Origin of the sequence: Hydrogenophaga sp. UC242_50 (genome assembly GCF_042697355.1) — a bacterium.
Classification (GTDB): Bacteria; Pseudomonadota; Gammaproteobacteria; order Burkholderiales; family Burkholderiaceae_C; genus Hydrogenophaga.
Map to the genome: position 1 here is coordinate 4,417,953 of NZ_CP170553.1, position 18,954 is coordinate 4,436,906.

The 18,954-nt window shown below is 67.3% G+C and carries 14 protein-coding genes and 3 pseudogenes; 6 read left to right on the forward strand and 11 right to left on the reverse strand.

Annotated features, from left to right (window positions below; genetic code table 11):
* Nucleotides 1-3 precede the first annotated feature (3 nt).
* Both parC and ACFJGX_RS22575 read right to left on the reverse strand, forming a co-directional pair.
* Nucleotides 4-2,352, reverse strand: a complete 2,349-nt coding sequence (gene parC, locus ACFJGX_RS22570; protein WP_382323753.1) for a DNA topoisomerase IV subunit A — start codon at nt 2,350-2,352, stop codon at nt 4-6.
* Between the two features lie 118 nt (nt 2,353-2,470).
* A pseudogene (locus ACFJGX_RS22575) lies at nt 2,471-4,442 on the reverse strand (DNA topoisomerase IV subunit B).
* Between the two features lie 160 nt (nt 4,443-4,602).
* On the opposite strand from ACFJGX_RS22575, the gene ACFJGX_RS22580 reads away from it, so the two are divergent.
* From ACFJGX_RS22580 to bamC, 5 genes are all read left to right on the forward strand, one after another.
* Nucleotides 4,603-5,844, forward strand: coding sequence for an MFS transporter (locus tag ACFJGX_RS22580; RefSeq protein ID WP_382159561.1), 1,242 nt, complete (start codon nt 4,603-4,605; stop codon nt 5,842-5,844).
* Nucleotides 5,841-5,969: a hypothetical protein gene (locus tag ACFJGX_RS22585; RefSeq protein WP_382159564.1), complete on the forward strand. Its 129-nt coding sequence runs from the start codon at nt 5,841-5,843 to the stop codon at nt 5,967-5,969. Before ACFJGX_RS22580 ends, ACFJGX_RS22585 begins: the two co-directional genes overlap by 4 nt.
* On the forward strand, nt 5,969-6,523 hold the full coding sequence (locus ACFJGX_RS22590) for a class I SAM-dependent methyltransferase (RefSeq protein ID WP_382323751.1): 555 nt from the start codon (nt 5,969-5,971) through the stop codon (nt 6,521-6,523). The genes ACFJGX_RS22585 and ACFJGX_RS22590 overlap by 1 nt, the downstream gene beginning before the upstream one ends.
* A 75-nt stretch (nt 6,524-6,598) precedes the next feature.
* Nucleotides 6,599-7,498, forward strand: a complete 900-nt coding sequence (dapA, locus tag ACFJGX_RS22595) for a 4-hydroxy-tetrahydrodipicolinate synthase (RefSeq protein ID WP_382159570.1) — start codon at nt 6,599-6,601, stop codon at nt 7,496-7,498.
* A 28-nt stretch (nt 7,499-7,526) separates the two neighbouring features.
* Nucleotides 7,527-8,642: an outer membrane protein assembly factor BamC gene (gene bamC, locus ACFJGX_RS22600; protein WP_382323750.1), complete on the forward strand. Its 1,116-nt coding sequence runs from the start codon at nt 7,527-7,529 to the stop codon at nt 8,640-8,642.
* A gap of 86 nt (nt 8,643-8,728) precedes the next feature.
* Here the strand turns inward: bamC and ACFJGX_RS22605 are convergent, their stop codons facing one another.
* The 3 genes from ACFJGX_RS22605 to ACFJGX_RS22615 form a co-directional block, all read right to left on the reverse strand.
* On the reverse strand, nt 8,729-9,076 hold the full coding sequence (locus ACFJGX_RS22605; RefSeq protein WP_382159573.1) for a hypothetical protein: 348 nt from the start codon (nt 9,074-9,076) through the stop codon (nt 8,729-8,731).
* 190 nt (nt 9,077-9,266) lie between these two features.
* Nucleotides 9,267-9,776 carry a hypothetical protein gene (locus ACFJGX_RS22610; RefSeq protein WP_382159576.1) on the reverse strand — a complete coding sequence of 170 codons (510 nt, stop codon included), beginning with the start codon at nt 9,774-9,776 and terminating at the stop codon, nt 9,267-9,269.
* 31 nt (nt 9,777-9,807) lie between these two features.
* Nucleotides 9,808-10,971 (reverse strand): JmjC domain-containing protein, encoded by a 1,164-nt coding sequence (locus tag ACFJGX_RS22615; protein ID WP_382323749.1) that lies wholly within the window; start codon nt 10,969-10,971, stop codon nt 9,808-9,810.
* 14 nt (nt 10,972-10,985) lie between these two features.
* On the opposite strand from ACFJGX_RS22615, the gene ACFJGX_RS22620 reads away from it, so the two are divergent.
* Complete coding sequence (locus ACFJGX_RS22620) at nt 10,986-11,537, forward strand: peptidylprolyl isomerase (protein ID WP_382323748.1); 552 nt, start codon at nt 10,986-10,988, stop codon at nt 11,535-11,537.
* Between the two features lie 117 nt (nt 11,538-11,654).
* Here the strand turns inward: ACFJGX_RS22620 and dut are convergent, their stop codons facing one another.
* The 6 genes and pseudogenes from dut to ACFJGX_RS22650 all read right to left on the reverse strand — a co-directional run bounded on the left by dut (nt 11,655) and on the right by ACFJGX_RS22650 (nt 18,950).
* On the reverse strand, nt 11,655-12,104 hold the full coding sequence (dut, locus tag ACFJGX_RS22625; protein WP_382323747.1) for a dUTP diphosphatase: 450 nt from the start codon (nt 12,102-12,104) through the stop codon (nt 11,655-11,657).
* A 111-nt stretch (nt 12,105-12,215) separates the two neighbouring features.
* Nucleotides 12,216-13,298, reverse strand: a complete 1,083-nt coding sequence (locus tag ACFJGX_RS22630; RefSeq protein ID WP_291111820.1) for a TRAP transporter substrate-binding protein DctP — start codon at nt 13,296-13,298, stop codon at nt 12,216-12,218.
* Nucleotides 13,299-13,486: 188 nt separating this feature from the next.
* Nucleotides 13,487-15,305, reverse strand: a pseudogene (locus ACFJGX_RS22635) (TRAP transporter large permease subunit).
* A gap of 18 nt (nt 15,306-15,323) precedes the next feature.
* Nucleotides 15,324-15,929, reverse strand: coding sequence for a TRAP transporter small permease subunit (locus tag ACFJGX_RS22640; protein WP_382325535.1), 606 nt, complete (start codon nt 15,927-15,929; stop codon nt 15,324-15,326).
* Nucleotides 15,930-16,117: 188 nt separating this feature from the next.
* Nucleotides 16,118-18,028 carry a 1-deoxy-D-xylulose-5-phosphate synthase gene (gene dxs, locus ACFJGX_RS22645; protein ID WP_382327121.1) on the reverse strand — a complete coding sequence of 637 codons (1,911 nt, stop codon included), beginning with the start codon at nt 18,026-18,028 and terminating at the stop codon, nt 16,118-16,120.
* 24 nt (nt 18,029-18,052) lie between these two features.
* A pseudogene (locus ACFJGX_RS22650) lies at nt 18,053-18,950 on the reverse strand (polyprenyl synthetase family protein).
* Between the last annotated feature and the right edge of the window lie 4 nt (nt 18,951-18,954).

The window sequence follows — 18,954 nt, forward strand, 5'->3', positions numbered from 1 at the left end:
GCCTTACTCCACCCGCGTGATGCGGCTGGGCTTGAAGCCGAGATCGGCCGCCTTGCCCTTGCGGGCCCGCGCGGCGCGCGCGTTGTTGAGGCTGCGGATCTCCAGCGTTTCCTCGCGCTCCTTGCCGCCGCGCCCGATGCCTTCGATCTTCACGCTGCGGGTGTAGGCGGCGGCGCCGGCCAGGGTGTCCTTGGCTTCGAGGTCGATCAGCATCAGGCCACGGCCGCCCTTCTCCATCAGCTTGAGTTCGCCGATCTCGAAGGTGAGGATGCGCCCGCCGGTGGAGGCGCAGCACACGTGCGTGGCCGGCACCAGCGGCACGCCGCCGGAGGTGAAGGCCGCGTGCGACGGCGCGCACGGCGTTTCGCCTTCGCCGAGGTTGAGGAAGGTCTTGCCGCCGCGCTGGCGCGACACCATGTTCTCCACCGTGGCCAGGAAGCCGTAGCCGCCGCTGCTGCTGAGCAGCAGCGCCGCATTGGCCGGGCCGGCGAAGTAGTGCAGCGGCTGCGTGCCGCTTTCGAGTTCGATCAGCGTGGTGATGGGCTGGCCGTCGCCGCGCGCGCCCGGCAGGCTGGCCACGGGCACCGAGTACACGCGCCCGTTGCTGCCGAAGGTGATGAGCGTGTCCACCGTGCGGCACTCGAAGGTGCCGTACAGGCCGTCGCCGGCTTTGAACGCGAAGCTGCCGGCCTCGTGGCCGTGGCCGGTGCGCGCGCGCACCCAGCCCTTGCTGGAGATCACCACCGTCACCGGCTCGTCCACCACCTTGATCTCGGCCACGGCCTTCTTCTCGGCCTGGATCAGCGTGCGGCGCTCGTCGGCGAAGGTCTTGGCGTCGGCCTCGATCTCTTTCACCATCAGGCGCTTGAGGCTGCCGGGGTTGCCCAGAATGTCTTCGAGCTTGCCCTGCTCTTCGCGCAGTTCCTTGAGCTCCTGCTCGATCTTGATGGCTTCGAGCCGCGCCAGCTGGCGCAGCCGGATTTCCAGGATGTCCTCGGCCTGGCGGTCGCTGAGCTTGAAGCGCTCGATCAGCGCGGCCTTGGGCTCGTCGCTGTGGCGGATGATGCGGATCACCTCGTCGATGTTGAGCAGCACCAGCTGCCGGCCTTCGAGGATGTGGATGCGGTCCAGCACCTTGGTGAGGCGGTGCTGCGAGCGGCGGGTGATGGTGCCCTGGCGGAATTCGATCCACTCGGTGAGCATCTGCCGCAGCGACTTCTGCGTCGGCCGGCCGTCGAGCCCCACCATGGTGAGGTTGATCGGCGCCGAGGTTTCCAGGCTGGTGTGGGCCAGCAGCGCGGTGATGAGTTCCTGCTGTTCGATGCGGCTGCTCTTGGGCTCGAACAGCAGGCGCACGGGCGCGTCCTTGCTCGACTCGTCGCGCACGCCGTCGAGCACCATGAGGATGCTGGCCTTGAGCTGCGTCTGTTCCTGCGTCAGCGCCTTCTTGCCAGCCTTCACCTTGGGGTTGGTGAGTTCCTCGATCTCTTCGAGCACGCGCTGCGTGCTCACGCCCGGCGGCAGCTCGGTCACCACGAGCTGCCACTGGCCGCGCGCGAGGTCCTCGATCTTCCAGCGCGCGCGCACCTTGAGGCTGCCGCGGCCGGTGCGGTAGGCGTCGGCGATGTCGCTGGCGGGGCTGATGATCTGGCCGCCGCCGGGGTAGTCGGGCCCGGGCAGCAGCGCGAACAGCTCGTCGTCGGCCAGCTTGGGGTTCTTCACCAGCGCCACGCAGGCGTCGGCCACCTCGCGCAGGTTGTGGCTGGGAATCTCGGTCGCCAGGCCGACGGCGATGCCGCTGGCGCCGTTGAGCAGGTTGAACGGCAGGCGCGCGGGCAGCTGCTTGGGCTCGACGGTGGAGCCGTCGTAGTTGGGCACGAAGTCCACCGTGCCCTCGTCGATCTCGTCGAGCAGCAGGGTGGTGATCTTTGCCAGGCGCGCTTCGGTGTAACGCATGGCCGCGGCACCGTCGCCATCGCGCGAGCCGAAGTTGCCCTGGCCGTCGATCAGCGGATAGCGCTGCGCGAAGTCCTGTGCCATGCGCACCAGCGCGTCGTAGGCGGCCTGGTCGCCATGCGGGTGGAAGCGGCCCAGCACGTCGCCGACCACGCGCGCGCTTTTCACCGGGCGCGCGGCCGTGTTGCGGTTGGGCCCGCTGAAGCCCAGCCCCATGCGGTCCATGCTGTAGAGAATGCGGCGCTGCACCGGCTTCTGGCCGTCGCACACGTCGGGCAGGGCGCGGCCTTTCACGACCGAAAGCGCGTATTCGAGGTAGGCGCGCTGCGCGTAGTTCGCGAGGTTCATGCCGTCGTCGTCCGGCGCGGACAGCGGCAGTTCAGGAGTTTCAGTCATGGCAAATCAGTTCTTCGTTCAAGGCGGCGATTCGGTCAAGGACACCGCAGATCCGGCTCTGCCGGTCTGCCAGTGTCGCCCCTGAGGGGTGACGCGAAGCGGCGCGGGGGGAGTTCAACTAGATATCGATTTCGACCGAGTCGCCATGCAACTCCATCAGCTCGCGGCGCGAGGCGGCTTCGCCCTTGCCCATGAGTTTGGTGATGAGGGCTTCGGTGCCGGCGAAGTCGATCGCGCCGAGCACGACCGGCATGAGGCGGCGCGTATCGGGGTTGAGGGTGGTGTCCCACAGCTGCTCGGCGCTCATTTCGCCCAGGCCTTTGAAACGGCTGATCTGGCATTTCTCGGGCGGCACGCCGTCCTTGGCGGTCTTGTCGAGGATGGCGTGCAGCTCGCCTTCGTCCAGCGCGTACTGCTTGGCCGCCGGCTTCTTGCCGCGCGCGGGGATGTCCACGCGGAACAGCGGCGGGCGCGCCACGTACACGTGGCCGGCCTCGATGAGTTTGGGGAAGTGGCGGAAGAACAGCGTGAGCAGCAGCACCTGGATGTGCGAGCCGTCGACGTCGGCGTCGGACAGGATGCAGACCTTGCCGTAGCGCAGGCCGCTGAGGTCGGGCGTGTCGTTCGGGCCGTGCGGGTCCACGCCGATGGCGACCGCGATGTCGTGGATTTCGGTGTTGGCGAACAGGCGGTCGCGCTCGACTTCCCAGGTGTTGAGCACCTTGCCGCGCAGCGGCAGCACGGCCTGGCTTTCCTTGTCGCGGCCCATCTTGGCGCTGCCGCCGGCCGAGTCGCCCTCGACCAGGAACACCTCGTTGTGCGCGAGGTCCTTGCTCTCGCAGTCGGTGAGCTTGCCGGGCAGCACGGCCACGCCGGAGCCCTTGCGTTTTTCGACTTTCTGGCCGGCCTTCTGCCGCGACTGCGCGGCCTTGATGGCGAGCTCTGCGAGCTTCTTGCCGTAGTCCACGTGCTGGTTGAGCCAGAGCTCGAGCGCGGGGCGCACGAAGCTGCCGACCAGGCGCACGGCGTCGCGCGAGTTCAGGCGCTCCTTGATCTGGCCCTGGAACTGCGGGTCGAGCACCTTGGCCGAGAGCACGTAGCTGGCACGCGCGAACACGTCTTCGGGCAGCAGCTTCACGCCCTTGGGCAGCAGCGCGTGCAGTTCGATGAAGCCCTTGACCGCCTGGAACAGGCCGTCGCGCAGGCCGCTTTCGTGCGTGCCGCCCGCGCTGGTGGGGATCAGGTTGACGTAGCTCTCGCGCACCGGCTGGCCGTCTTCGGTGAAGGCCACGCACCAGGCCGCGCCCTCGCCTTCGGCGAAGCTGTCGTGCCCGCTGTCGGCGAAGCCTTCGCCCTCGAACAGGGGAATGACCGGCTCGCCGGTGAGCGTCTGCTGCAGGTAGTCGCGCAGGCCGCCCTTGTAGAGCCAGGTCTGGGTGTCCTTGGTCTTTTCGTTCACCAGCGTCACGCTCACGCCCGGCATCAGCACCGCCTTGCTGCGCAGCAGGTGGGTGAGTTCGGCCATGGGCAGGGTGGCGGCTTCGAAGTACTTGGCGTCGGGCCAGGCGCGCACCGTGGTGCCCTGCTTGCGGTCGTCTGCGCCCTTGGGCGAGATCACCAGCGGTTCGATCACGTCGCCAGCGGAGAACGCCAGTTTTGCGCACCTGGCCCTCGCGGAAACTGGTCACTTCCAGCCGGGTGGAGAGCGCGTTGGTCACGCTCACGCCCACGCCGTGCAGGCCGCCGGAGAAGCTGTAGGCGCCGCCCTTGCCCTTGTCGAACTTGCCGCCCGCGTGCAAACGGGTGAACACGAGTTCGACCACCGGGGCCTTTTCCTCGGGGTGCAGGCCGAACGGGATGCCCCGGCCGTCGTCTTCCACGCTGACCGAATGATCGGCATGCAGCGTGACCTTGATCTTCTTGCCGTGCCCGGCCAGGGCCTCGTCGGCCGCGTTGTCCAGCACTTCCTGGATGATGTGCAGCGGGTTGTCGGTGCGGGTGTACATGCCCGGCCGCTGCTTGACCGGTTCCAGCCCCTTGAGGACGCGGATCGAGCCTTCGGAGTATTCGTTGGGTGTTTGGGTCGCCATGGGGGCGGATTGTATGCCCCGAAGACTGTATGCAAATACAGACTTTCGGCTTCAGGCCGACCAGCGATGCGCGCGATTCATCAGTGGCGCGGGAAAATATCAAGCCTTCGCGGCATGCCCGTGACAGGCAAGGCCCATCCATCTTCGCTACAGTTCCCGGATGCCCTCGACCCCCACCCTCCCGACCCCGCCCCGCCTCTCTGCCCTGCAGGTGCTGGCCTGCGGCGCCCTGATCGTCACCCTGTCCATGGGCATCCGCCACGGCTTCGGCCTGTGGCTGCAGCCCATCACCCAGGCGCAGGGCTGGTCCCGCGAGACGTTCTCGTTCGCCCTGGCGATCCAGAACCTGTCCTGGGGGATCTTCGGCATCTTCGCCGGCATGGCGGCCGACCGTTTCGGCGCCTTCCGCGTGCTGATCGGCGGTGCGGTGGCCTATGCCCTGGGTCTGGCCGGGATGGCGCTGAGCACCTCGTCTCTGGGTTTCGCGCTCACCACCGGCGTGCTGATCGGCGCGGCCCAGGCCGGCACCACGTACGCGGTGATCTACGGCGTGATCGGCCGGCAGATTCCGGCCGAGAAGCGCTCCTGGGCCATGGGCGTGGCCGCCGCGGCCGGGTCGTTCGGCCAGTTCCTGATGGTGCCGGTGGAAGGCTGGCTGATCAGCAGCTTCGGCTGGCAACAGGCCCTGCTGTTCCTCGCAGGCGCCGTGCTGCTGGTGATGCCGCTGGCCCTGGGCCTGCGCGAACCGGGCTTCGCGGGCGGCGCGCCGGTGCACCGCGAACAGACCATTGGCCAGGCCTTGCGCGAGGCCTTCCGCTACCGCAGCTTCCAGCTGCTGATGGCCGGCTATTTCGTCTGCGGTTTCCAGGTGGTGTTCATCGGCGTGCACATGCCCAGCTACCTCAAGGACCACGGCCTGTCGCCCCAGGTGGCGAGCTACGCGCTGGCGCTGATCGGCCTGTTCAACGTGATCGGCACCTACGCCGCTGGCGCGCTGGGCCAGCGCCTGGCCAAGCGCCACATCCTGGCCTTCATCTACTTCGCGCGCGCCGCGGTGATCGCCGTGTTCCTGATCGCGCCACTCTCGCCCATGAGCGTCTACGTGTTCTCCGCCGTCATGGGCCTGCTCTGGCTCTCCACCATTCCACCCACCAACGCGGTGGTGGCGCAGATCTTCGGTGTGGCCCACATGTCCATGCTGGGCGGCTTCATCTTTTTCAGCCACCAGATCGGCAGCTTCCTGGGCGTGTGGCTGGGCGGCGTGCTGTACGACAGGACCGGCAGCTACGACATCGTCTGGTACCTCGCGATCGCGCTGGGCGTGTTCGCCGGACTGGTGAACCTGCCGGTGCGCGAAGGCCCGATCGCGCGCGCCCCGCAGCGCGTGGGAGCCGCGGCGTGAAGCCTGTGGCCGTGCGCGCCCTGGCCTGGGCCGCGGCTGGCGCGGCCCTGCTGGCGACGTTCGCGCTCTACCACCGGCCCGAGTTCCTGGTGAACCTGGCCGACCAGATCTGGAGCTGCTTCTGATGCATGGCACCGAGGCGCCTTCGGCGTGGGTGCGGCGCTGGTCGCACCTGGCGCCCACCGGCGGTTCGGTGCTCGACGTGGCCTGCGGCCAGGGTCGCCACCTGCGCTGGTTCGCCCAGCGGGGCCACCCCGTCACCGGCGTGGACCGTTCGCCCGAGGCCATCGCCGCCGTGCAGCCCCTGGGCCGCGCCGTGCTGGCCGACATCGAGAACGGGCCCTGGCCGTTCGACGGCGAGCGTTTCGACGCGGTGGTCGTCACCAACTACCTCTGGCGCGCCCTGCTGCCCCGCATCGTGGACAGCGTGGCCGAAGGCGGCCTGCTGCTGTACGAGACCTTCGCAGCCGGCAACGAGAGCGTGGGCAAGCCCTCGCGGCCCGACTTTCTGCTGCAACCGGGCGAACTTTTGCAGGCCAGCCAGGGTCTGCACGTGGTGGCCTATGAAGATGGTTTCTGCGACCGCCCCGAGCGCTTTGTCCAGCGGCTGGCGGCGGTGCGAAAACGGCCCGGGACCCCCGTGCCGCCGCCCAGGTATCCGCTGGATGCCACTGGGTAGAATGCAAGATTCGCGCGCGCTGCCCGCCCCACCGGGGCGATGCAGAGTGGACGCCTCCATTTGAGCCTTTAGCCTATGAACCCCATCACCGGCAGCATCGTGGCCTTGGTCACGCCCATGCATGAAGACGGCAGCGTCGACTACCCCACGCTGCGCAAACTGATCGACTGGCACATCACCGAGGGCACGGACTGCATCGGCGTGGTCGGCACCACGGGCGAATCGCCCACGGTCAACGTCGAGGAACACTGCGAGATCATCCGCGTCTCGGTCGAGCAGGCCAAGACGCACGGCGCCAAGCGCGTGCCCATCATGGCCGGCTGCGGCGCCAACTCCACCGCCGAGGCCATCGAGCTCGCGCGCTTCGCCCAGAGCGTGGGCGCCGACTGCCAGCTGCAGGTCGTGCCCTACTACAACAAGCCCACGCAAGAGGGCCAGTACCAGCATTTCAAGGCGATTGCCGAAGCCGTGGGCGACCTGCCCACCGTGCTCTACAACGTGCCCGGCCGCACCGTGGCCGACATGGCGCACGACACCGTGCTGCGCCTGGCGCAGGTGCCCGGCATCGTCGGCATCAAGGAAGCCACCGGCAACATCGAGCGCGCGCAGTGGCTGATCCGCGACGTGCCCAAAGGTTTCTCGATCTACTCGGGCGACGACCCGACCGCCGTGGCCCTCATGCTGTGTGGCGGCCAGGGCAACATCAGCGTCACCGCCAACATCGCCCCGCGCCTGATGCACGAGCTGTGCGTGGCCGCGATCGCGGGCGACGTCAAGCGCGCCATGGCGATCCAGCTCCAGCTCATGCCGGTGCACAAGAACCTGTTCGTGGAAGCCAACCCGATCCCGCTCAAGTGGGCCATGGCCCGCATGGGCCTGTGCAACGAGGCCATGCGCCTGCCGATGACCCCCATGACGCGCTCCCTGGCGCCCGTGGTCGAAGGCGCGCTGAAGCAGGCCGGCCTCATTTCCTGACCCCTTTCGTTCCTACCGAGCCCCATTCATGTCCAACCGAACCCTGTCCTCGACCCCGCGCATCCTGACCCGCCTGGGCCTCCTGGCCGCCGCCGCCCTCGTGGTTTCGGGCTGCTCGATGCTGCAGGAAGACAAGATCGACTACAAGAGCGCCAAGCGCGGCAGCACCCTGGACGTGCCGCCCGACCTGAGCCAGCTCACCCGGGATTCGCGCTACAACGTGCCCGGCTCGGTGGTCACTGCCAGCGGCTATGAAACCGCCCAACCCGCGCAGGCCACGGCCGCCAGCACCGCCGCCGTGAGCGTGGGCGACGTGCGCATCGAGCGCGCGGGCAACCAGCGCTGGCTCGTGGTGAGCCGCCCGGCCGACAAGCTCTGGAGCCCGGTGCGCGATTTCTGGCAGGAAAACGGTTTCCTGCTCGACATCGACCAGGAAGGCCTGGGCATCATGGAAACCGATTGGGCCGAGAATCGCGCCAAGCTGCCGCAGGACTTCATCCGTTCGACCATCGGCAAGGTGTTCGAGAACCTCTACTCCACCGGCGAACGCGACCGTTTCCGCACCCGCTTCGAACGCACCGCCAACGGCGGCACCGAGATCTACATCAGCCACCGCGGCATGGTGGAGGTCTATTCCACCAAGGAAAAAGACCAGACCGTGTGGCAGCCGCGCCCGGCCGACGTGGAGCTGGAAACCGAGTTCCTGCGCCGCCTGATGGTCAAGCTCGGCGTGAGCGAGGCGCAATCCCGGGCCGTGACCGCCACCGCGCCGGTGCAGGCCGCGGCGCGTGTCGCCATGGTGAACAACGCGCCCGTGGTGCAGTTCGACGACAACTTCGACCGCGCGTGGCGCCGCGTCGGCCTGTCGCTCGATCGCACGGGCTTCACCGTGGAAGACCGCGACCGCAGCCAGGGCCTCTACTTCGTGCGCTACGTCGAACCCGTGGTCAACGCCAAGGAGCCAGGCTTCTTCGCCAAGATGTTCGGCGCTTCGAAGACCGAGGCCTCGACCGAGCGCTTCCGCGTGTCGGTCAAGAGCGTCGAGAACCAGACCACCGTCGCGGTGCTCGACAGCCAGGGTCGGCCGGACAGCTCGGCGTCCGCGCAGCGCATTGCCAAACTGCTGGCCGAAGACCTCAAGTAAGAACGCCACGCACCAAGGAAAAAGCCGCCCGAGGGCGGCTTTTTCTTTGACCGGCCCGCAGCGCGGGCCTGCCCCTCAGGGCTGGGTCACTTCACAGCGGCCTTGGCATCGGCGGCGGCTTCCTTGGCCTTGTCGGCCACTTCCTTGGCGGCGTCCGCGGTGGCAGCGCCTGCGGCCTTGGCGGCGTCGGCGGTGGCGGCACCGGCTTCCTTCGCAGCGTCCACGGTGGCAGCGGTGGCTTCCTTGGCGGCATCGACGGCGGAAGCGCCGGCTTCCTTGGCGGATTCGGCAGCGCCGGCCATGGAAGGCGCAGCAGCGGCCGGAGCGGGTTCAGCGGCAGGTGCCGGTGCGGCGACCGGTGCCTCTTCCTTCTTGCCGCAGGCGGTCAAGGCGATGGCGGCCAACAGGCTGGCGAGCAGGATGGTTTTTTTCATGATGACAGTTCCAATGGATGAGAAAGACAGGCGGTCGAACGACCGGTTCGGAAAGGTTCCACGCACCCTGGGTGTTGTGTGACGGGAGGCCATCCAGCGGAGTGGGTTGACGTGACAACCCTCCCCTGCCGCGCGGATGATACCGCCCCGTCCTGGTGCAAGAAGCGAGAGGGGTTGTTTTTACCTTTGCTCACAGCCCCAGTGTGGACGCCGGGAAAGCGGGCGTGCTCTTGAGCGCCCACTCCTGCAGCTGCTCCTGCAGGGCCACGCGGCGCTCCGCGCTGCGGCTCACCACCATGGTGCATCGCAGGGGGTCCAGCCGCTGCAGCGTCCAGGCCGGTGACCACAACACGCTGGGCAGTTCGCCCACCGAGGCACTGGCACAGGCCTGCGCCTCCACCAGGTGCCCCCAGGTGCTGCGCCACTGCACGAAACGCGGGTGCATCTGCCGCAACACGCTGTAGTCGCGCGCCAGCAGATGCAGCGAACGGCCGCGCTGCGACCACGCATTGAGCGAAGCCACCACATCGCGTTCGCCCAGCGGCCAGTCGGCGAAGTCCGCGTCGCACAGGACCATGCGCGGCCAGCCCTCTTGCGCCGCCGTGGCGAAGGCCTGCCGGATCAGGTCGATGAAGGCCACGCGGCCGGAGAGCCGGCCTTCGGGCAGCGCGGCGATCGAAGCATCCAGGGGATCGGTCATGCGGGTCTCCTGACGAGGCGCCCACAGCGCCTCAAGCGGGTTCGATGCGGTGCAGCCAGCCGGCGTCGAACCAGTCCTGCAGCAGGGCCTGCGCACCTTCGCTCGCGCGGACCACCTGCCGCTGGTCCAGCGCGCGCTGGTCGGCCAGCGCGCGCATGAGGCGGGCATCGGCACCACCGGCACGAAAGCTCTCGCCGTTGATGAAGATGTGGCGTTCGTCGTACATCATGCGCGTGCGCCGGTCCAGCCGCAAGGCGCCCGGCGCCCAGTCCCCCTCGGGTTCGTCGAACCAGATGCGCGGCTTGGGCTCGGTCATGACCTCGCCCAGCGCGCAGGCCAGCGACTCGCGTTCCGCCAGCAGGCGCTGCAAGGCGTCCACCGCGAAGGCTTCGAGCGCGGCAGGCATGGCCGCCGGGGTCGCGGTGGCGGGCTGCCCCGGGTCACGAAAGAGCGTGTCGTCGTCCAGCTCGTCGGCCATGCGCTGCAGCAGTTCACCCGCCAGGCCGCCGCGCTGCGGCGCGCGAAAACCGATGGAGTAGGTGCTGCAGTCCCCGCCCACCGCATCCCCGTCGTGCGCCCAGCGCGGCGGCAGGTACAGCATGTCGCCCGGGTTGAGCACATGCTCTTCCTCGGGCTCGAAATGGCTGAGGATCTTGAGCGGCACGTCGGGCTGCAGAGACAAATCCTTCTGCCGGCCGATGCGCCAGCGCCGCTGCCCGGTGGCCTGCAGCAGGAACACGTCGTAGCTGTCGAAGTGCGGGCCCACGCCGCCGGCGTCGCTGGCCCAGGAAATCATCAGATCGTCCAGGCGCGCGTCGGGCACGAAACGGAAGCGCTGGAGCAACTCGTGCGCGGCATCCAGGTGCTGGTCGACACCCTGCACCAGCAGGGTCCAGCCCGGTTGGCGCAGCGGCGGCAGCTGTGGGCGGGTCAAGGGGCCTTGCCTGAGCGTCCAGCCCTGGGGCTTGCGCACGATCAGGCGCGACTCGACCGCTTCATCGGCGGCCATGTCGAACAGCTGCTGCCGGCTCAACAAGGGCGTGAAACCCGGGATGGCGTTGCGGATCAGCAGCGGCTTTTTCTGCCAGTGCCGGCGCATGAACTGCGCCGGGCTGAGGCCGCCGAGCAGGTCGCAGGGCAGGTCCGGCGCGGGGGCGGACAAAGAGGGGGGGCTGGATGGGGAAGCATGGAGCATGGGACAATTGTCGGATGAAAATCAACCAACAATGCGTGGTCGCGCTGACCTGGACCCTCAAGGACACGCTGGGCGAAGAACTCGACGTGCTCGATGAGCCGGTGGAGTTCCTCGTGGGCGGCAACGACCTGTTGGCCAAGATCGAGGAAGCCCTGCTGAACCACTCGGCGGGCGACACGATCGACCTGCACCTGGAGCCGGCCGACGCCTTCGGCGACTACGACGACCGCCTGCTGTTCCTCGAACCCCGCCACCTGCTGCCCGACGAGATCGAAGAAGGCATGGGTTTCGAGGGCCTGCCCCCGGGCTGCAACCCCTCGGCCCCCAAGGACCGCCTGTACTTCATCAGCGACATCTACCCCGAGCACGTGGTGTTGGACGGCAACCACCCCCTGGCCGGCATCGCCCTGCGCATCAGCCTGAAGGTGCACGCGGTGCGCGAGGCCCGGGAAGACGAAATCGGCCAGGGCACGCTGGGCACCGGCTTCTTCCGCATGCAGGTGGACGCGCCCGACGAACTGCAGGGCCCGGGCCTCACGCCGCCCGGCCCCCACACACTCCACTGATCAGGACACACCCCCGCCGCGCTGCGCGCGTCCCCCTCAAGGGGGCGGTGCCTGTGGCCCGGCAAAGCCGGTTCCGCGGCACCTCTTGATCAAACCGCCTCGCGCGACGACGGTCTTTTATCCTCTGCCCGTGGAACCGTAACCACCGGCGCCGCGCTCGCTCGCGGTGGCGAAGTCGTTCACCACGTTGAACTCCGCCTGCACCACGGGCACGATCACCATCTGCGCAATGCGCTCCATGGGCTCGATGGTGAAGGCCACGTCGCTTCGGTTCCAGGCGCTCACCATGAGCTGGCCCTGGTAGTCGCTGTCGATCAGGCCGACCAGGTTGCCGAGCACGATGCCGTATTTGTGGCCCAGGCCGGAGCGCGGCAGGATCATGGCGGCGTAGCCGGGGTCGGCCAGGTGGATCGCCAGGCCGGTCGGCACCAGTTGCCACGCGTTGGGCGCCAGCACCAGCGGCGCGTCGAGGCAGGCCCGCAGATCGAGGCCGGCACTGCCGGGCGTGGCGTAGGAAGGCATCTGGCTGACCAAACGCGGATCCAGGATGCGGACATCAAGTTTCATAAAAACCGAGACGGTGTCAGTGGGAACGAAAAGGCCCGCTGCACGCAGCGGGCCCCTGCCCAGATACACCATGGACCCGGTCGAGCCGGACCGCAGGTGCAGCTTTCAAGATCAGATCTTCACGCCAGCCATGTACTGGTTGAACGGGAACTCCGAGAAACGGTTCCACAGAATCTGATCGCGCTGGAAGGTGCGCATGTCCTGGTGGATCTTCTTGAAGGTGGGCGACTTGGCTTCGTGCTCGGCGAACACTTCCATGCAGGCCTTGAAGCCGGCATCGATCACCGCCTTGGGGAACGCCTTGAGCTGGGTCTTCTCGGCCACCAGCTTCTTCAATGCGATCGGGTTCACGGCATCGTACTTGGCGGTCATGTCGGTCGCGGCCACGGCCATGGCGGCGTTCAGGATGGCCTTGTTTTCATCCGACAGGGCGTTGAACTTCTTCAGGTTGATGAAGAACTCCAGATCGGCGCCGCCTTCCCACCAGCCCGGGTAGTAGTAGAACGGAGCCACCTTGTGAAAGCCGAGTTTGGCGTCGTCGTGCGGACCGACAAATTCGGCCGCGTCCAGCGTGCCTTTTTCCAGCGCCTGGTACACCTCACCGGCCGGCAGGTTCTGCGACACCACACCCAGCTTGGCCATGCCCTCGCCGAACACGCCGCCGCCCATGCGCATCTTCAGGCCCTTGAGGTCGGCGGCAGTCTTGATCTCCTTGCGGTACCAGCCGCCCATCTGCGTGCCCGTGTTGCCGGCGCTGGCGGTGCGGAAGTTGTACTGAGCGAAGAATTCATCGAGCAGCTTGCCGCCATTGCCATGCTGCTTCCAAGCGGTGTTCTGCCGGGCGGTCAGGCCAAAGGGCACCGCGCAGCTGAAGGCGAAAACAGGGTCCTTGCCGGTGAAGTAATAGGCGGCCGTCTGGGCCATGTCGATGTTGTCGCCCTGAAGCGCGTCCACGACGCCAAAGGCAGGCATCAATTCGCCCGCTGGGTGAACGGAAATCTCGAACTTGCCACCCGACAGTGCCTTGACGGTCTGCGACAGCTTCTCGGCACTGCCGAAGATGGTGTCCAGCGAACGAGGGAAACTCGAAGCCAGGCGCCAGCGCACCGCAGCTTGCGCATGCACGGCCGGTGCCACACCAGCGGCCAGCACGCCGGCCAGGCCGGCACTCTTCACGATAGAACGACGATCCATTGAGATTGCTCCAGGATTGCTTGATGAAAGCTTGAAAGAAAGGCGCAGCCTCTTGCGTGGCACACACCGGGATGAAGAACGGTCTTTTGATTCTATTGATATCTGCCGTGTCTCAAGGGCAAGGCCGCCGAGGGTTTTCCCTCGACAGCCTGCGCTTCGTCACGCCGCAGGCACGCCGCTGGCAGAGCTCACTTGCGGCCGAGGGCTTCCTGCATGGCCTTCATGGGGTCGTCTTCCGTGGCGGCCTTGGCGTCGGGGCCTGCTTCGCCAGCCGCTTCCGGCTTTGCAGAGGGCTGCTCCTGACCTTCTTCTGACGGCGCGGTCTGATCGTCCGCACCGTAGCCACCTTCGGAGCCCGGGTTGAGGTCTTCCATCATCTGCTCTCCCACGGCCTTGAGGTCGTAGTCACCGACCTTGTCGAGGCTGCCCGTGACCAGCCCCGGGAAGGCGATCAGCACACCGACCATGAACAGCTGGATGATCAGGAAGGGGATCGCTCCCTTGTAGATCTGCATGGTCGTGACCGGGGCCATGACCTTGTTGGTCACCCGGTCCACATAGGGCTTGTCGGGCGCCACCGAGCGCAGGAAGAACAGCGCGAAGCCGAACGGCGGGTGCATGAACGAGGTCTGCATGTTCACCGCCAACAGCACGCCGAACCAGATCAGGTCGATGCCCAGCTTGTCGGCCACCGGCGCCAGCAGCGGCACCACGATGAACGAGAGTTCAAAATAGTCGAGGAAGAAGGCCAGGAAGAAGATCAGGATGTTGACCACGATCAGGAAACCAACCGGGCCGCCCGGCAGGTCGGCCAGCAGATGCTCCACCCAGATCGGACCATCGGCCGCCTGGAACACCAGGCCGAAGATCGTGGCCCCGATCAGGATGAACATCACGAAGCTGCCAAGCTTGGTGGTCGTGGCCAGGGCCTGTTTGAGCAGCTTCATGTCCAGCCGCTTGCGCATCAGGGCCATGATGATGGCGCCCATCGCCCCCATGGCACCGCCCTCGGTAGGGGTGGCGATGCCCAGGAAGATGGTGCCGAGCACCAGGAAGATCAGCAGCAGCGGAGGGATCAGCACGAAGGTCACCCGCTCGGCCAGGCGCGAGAGCAAGCCCAGCTTCGCGTACTTGTTCGCCAGGGCCATCACGAGAGCCACGAAGGCACCGCCAGCCATGGCCACGACGACCTTCTCGTCGGTGGGCACGGAGGTCACCTCGCGGCCCAGCCACCAGGTGTGGACTTCGGGCATGTAGCGCGCCAGCACGATGGAGACCATGAACGAGACCACCATCAGCACCAACAGCGACTGGTAGCCGCCGCTGCCATTGGGCTCGCGGTAGATGCGCGCCTCGGTCGGCAGCGCAGGCACGCTGGCGGGCTTGAAGATCGGCCAGGCAGGCGATGTAGAGCACGTAACAGCCGACCAGCATGAAGGCCGGGATGAAGGCCCCCTTGTACATGTCACCGACGCTGCGGCCCAGCTGGTCGGCCATGATGATGAGCACCAGCGAGGGCGGAATGATCTGCGCCAGCGTGCCCGAGGCCGCGATCACGCCACTGGAAAACTGGCGGTCGTAGCCATAGCGCAGCATGATGGGCAGAGAAATCAGGCCCATCGAAATGACCGAAGCCGCCACCACACCCGTGGTCGCGGCCAGCATCGCACCCACGAAAACCACCGCCAGCGCCAGGCCGCCACGCATCGGTCCGAAGACCTGGCCAACGGTGTCGAGCAGGTCCTCGGCCATGCCGCTGCGCTCCAGGATCAGGCCCATGAGCGTGAAGAAAGGCACCGCCAGCAAGGTGTCGTTGGCGATGATGCCGATCAGGCGCTGCGGCAGCCAGGCCAGCACCGAAGACGGGAACACGCCCATCTCGATGCCGACGATGCCGAAGGCCAGGCCACAGGCGCCCAGGCTGAAGGCCACCGGGAAACCCAGCAGCAGAAAGATGATGAGCCCCGCAAACATGATCGGGGCGAAGTTCGCCGCAATGAATTCCATCGTCGATTCCTTGGCCGGTTACTGCGAGACTGGCGTGCCTTTGGCGGCATCGCGCTGGCTCAGGATCTCGGCCAGTTCTTCCTCGGCAGACTTCTCGCCGGCCTTGATCGTGGGGTCGGGACCCCGCCCGGTGAGGAAGGCCACGCGCTTGATGAGTTCGGACCAGCCCTGGAGCATCAGCAGGATGAAGCCTGCCGGGATCGCCAGCCACACTGGCCAGCGGATCAGGCCACCGGGGTTGCCCGACATCTCGCCCGAGGTGTACTTCTCCATGAAGATCGGGATGCCGTAATACAGCACGAGCAGGCACACCGGTGTGAGGAAGAAAGCGAAGCCGAGGATGTCAATCCAAATCTGCGCCTTCTTGGGCAAACGGCTGTTGAGGACATCGATGCGCACATGCTCCCGGTTGAGCAGCGTGAAACCGGCCGCTATCAGGAACGACCAGGCAAAGAGATACCACTGGATCTCGAGGAAGGCGTTGGAGCTGGTGTTGAAGGTGTAGCGCACAAGCGCGTTGACGGCGCTGATGACCGTGGAACCCATGATCAGCCAGATCGCGTGTCTGCCCACCCAGGCGTTGAGCCTGTCGATGGCCCGAGAGAAGTTGAGAAGTGCACCCATCCTGATTCCCATTTCTTGTGAACATAGACCCCACACCCCATTTATCGATGGATAAAGAAACACGCAGCGAGCGAAGTACCGCAGCTGCGTGTGGGTGGTATGGAGCGGCTGATTGTAGGGGATGCCTTTTTTGCATCAAAGGGCCTGCGTGCAGGGTAAACCCGTTTTCCACGCTCCGGCGCTGCAGTTCAGCCGACCGCTTTCACCACGGGCGCGAGCAGATTGCCAAAACGCGTGCGGATGGCGCGTTCGATGCCCGTTCCATCCAGCCCCAGACCGGCCAGCAGCCGAGCCGGATCGCCGTGGTCGACGAAGGTGTCCGGCAGGCCCAGCTGCAGCACGGGCAGTGCGAAGCCCTCTGACTGCAAGGCCTCCATCACGGCGCTGCCAGCGCCACCCATCACACTGCCTTCCTCGACTGTGACCAAGGCGTCGTGCGACGAGGCCAGCTCGCGCAGCAGTTCCACATCGAGCGGCTTGACCCAGCGCATGTCGCGACGCTGGCGCCCAGCTTCTCGCCGGCGGCCAGCGCGGGCTGCAGCAAGGTGCCGAAGGCCAGAATTGCGCACGCGCCGGCCCTTGCGGCGCAGCTCGCCACGGCCAAAGGGCAGGCCTTCGAGCCCGGCGGGCTGGGCCACACCCGCACCTGCACCGCGCGGATAACGCACCGCCACAGGCTGGTTCTGCGCGAACGCGGTGCTCAGCAGCTGGCGGCACTCGGCCTCGTCGGCCGGGCAGGCCACGGCCATGTTGGGGATGCAGCGCAGGTAGGCGATGTCGTAGGCGCCCGCGTGCGTGGCGCCGTCGGCACCGACGAGGCCGGCGCGGTCCAGCGCGAACACCACCGGCAGGTTCTGCAGCGCCACGTCGTGGATGAGCTGGTCGTAGGCGCGCTGCAGGAAGGTGGAGTAGATCGCCACGACCGGTTTGAGCCCCTCGCAGGCCAGGCCGGCGGCGAAGGTCACGGCGTGCTGTTCGGCGATGCCGACATCGAAGTAGCGCGCGGGGAAGCGGCGCTCGAACTCGACCATGCCCGAGCCTTCGCGCATGGCCGGCGTGATACCGACCAGGCGCGGATCGGCCTCGGCCATGTCGCACAGCCATTGGCCGAACACCTGGGTGAAGGTGGTCTTGGACGGTGTGGCGGGCTTGGTGATGCCCACCGCGGGGTCGAAGGTGCCCGGGCCGTGGTAGGCCACGGGGTCTGCTTCGGCGAGCTTGTAGCCCTGGCCCTTCTTGGTGACCACGTGCAGGAACTGCGGGCCGCTGTCGGTGTCGAGCAGGTGGCGGATGTTCTCCAGCGTGGGAATCAGCGATTCGAGGTCGTGGCCATCGATCGGCCCGATGTAGTTGAAGCCGAATTTCTCGAACAGCGTGGCCGGCACCACCATGCCCTTGGCGTGCTCCTCGAAGCGCTTGGCCAGTTCGAACAGGGGCGGCGCCCCCTTGAGCACCTGCTTGCCCACGTTTTTCGCGGCGGCGTAGAACTGCCCGCTCATGAGCTGGGCCAGGTAGCGGTTGAGCGCCCCCACAGGCGGGGAGATCGACATGTCGTTGTCGTTGAGCACCACCAGCAGGCGGCCCTCGGCCACGCCGGCGTTGTTCAGCGCCTCGAAGGCCATGCCGGCGGTCATGGCGCCGTCGCCGATGATGGCGATGGACTTGCGCGGCTCGCCCTTGATCTTGGAGGCCAGCGCCATGCCCAGCGCGGCCGAGATGCTGGTGGACGAGTGCGCGGTGCCGAAGGTGTCGTACTCGCTCTCGTCGCGGCGCGGAAAGCCGCTGATGCCGCCGAACTGGCGCAGCGTGCCCATGCGGTCGCGCCGGCCGGTCAGGATCTTGTGCGGGTAGGTCTGGTGGCCCACGTCCCAGACCAGGCGGTCATCGGGGGTGTTGAAGACGTAATGCAATGCCACCGTGAGTTCCACCGTGCCGAGGTTGGAGCTGAGGTGACCGCCCGTCCGCGCCACGCTCTGCAGCAGAAAAGCGCGCAGTTCATCAGCCAGCGGCGAAAGTTGCGTGCGCGCGAGTTGGCGCACATCGGCGGGGGATTCGATGGTCGACAACAGGGAATTCATGGGCGGGGGCGCTTGGGTCATGGTGGATCGGCCTTGTTTCGGGCCTCAGGACGCACGCCGCCCCACCCAGTCGGCCAGGGCGTGCAGGGTGGCGGTGTGGTCGAGGCCGGAGCGGCGCAAGGTGTCGTGGGCCTGGGCCAGCACGCGGTCGGCATAGGCCTGTGCCTGGTCCAGCCCCATCAGGGAGACGAAAGTGGGTTTGTCGGCCGCGGCGTCCTTGCCGGCGGTCTTGCCCAGCGTGGCCGAGTCGGCGGTGACGTCGAGGATGTCGTCCACCACCTGGAAGGCCAGGCCCACGCAGGCGCCGTACTCGGCGAGCAGGGCCAGGGCCTGGGGCGAGGGCGTGCCGGTGGCCGCGCCCATGGTCACGCTGGCCTGCAGCAGGGCACCGGTCTTGCGGCGGTGCATGGCTTCGAGCGCGGGCTGGTCAAGTGCCACGCCCACACTGGCGAGGTCGACGGCCTGCCCGCCGGCCATGCCGTCGGCCCCGGCCGCGAGCGCCAGCAGGCGGCACAGGCGCGCGCTCATGCCATCGCTCAGGCTGCCGTCGCCCGGCACCAGCAGTTCGAAGGCCAGGGCCTGCAGCGCGTCGCCCGCCAGCAGGGCCTGGGCCTGGCCGAACTGCACGTGCACCGTGGGTTTGCCCCGCCGCAGCACGTCGTTGTCCATGCAAGGCATGTCGTCGTGCACCAGCGAGTAGGCGTGGATGAGTTCGACCGCGCAGGCCGCGCGCATCGCCGCCGCCGCGTGGCCGCCCACCGCTTCGCAGGCTGCGCAGCACCAGCAGCGGGCGCAGGCGCTTACCGCCGTCGAGCACGGCGTAGCGCATGGCGTCGCCCAGCCCGGCGGGCGCGTCGGCGGACACCCAGCGCTCCAACGCGCGTTCCACCGCGTCCTGTTGCGCTTGGCGCCAGGCCACGAAATCGTGGGTATCGGAGAGCACGGCG